Annotated in this window: 1 protein-coding gene; it reads right to left on the bottom strand. The window is 65.1% G+C overall.

Annotation, left to right across the window (positions count from 1 at the left end):
- Window positions 1-61 precede the first annotated feature (61 nt).
- A partial coding sequence (locus SB724_RS20970) for a hypothetical protein (protein ID WP_410572894.1) occupies window positions 62-255 on the bottom strand: 194 nt, incomplete at its 5' end.

Raw genomic sequence — 255 nt, 5'->3', positions numbered from 1 at the left:
CCTTTGGGGAGCGACCGCCGTCGAGCGTTTCCTGAACTTGTTACAGCCCAGGCGAAGGTGACTACTTGGCGTCTGCCGTCACCGGGGTCTTGGAATCGTCCGCAGCAGGCTTTGATTCCGCCGGCGCGGGTGCGGCAACGGGCTTGGGAGCCGGAGTTGCTGCGGCCACGAAGGCCCCGCGCGGGTTATCGAGATCAATCAGCTGGGTGGTGTCGCGGCCTGCGAAGAAGGTCAGGACCCAACCGGAGATCACCC

It is taken from the genome of Bacillus sp. SIMBA_031 (assembly GCF_046535225.1).
Taxonomy (GTDB): Bacteria; Bacillota; Bacilli; order Bacillales; family Bacillaceae; genus Bacillus; species Bacillus velezensis.
The sequence above is the reverse complement of the archived record's forward strand: the minus strand, read 5'-3'. Positions and strand labels throughout refer to the sequence as shown.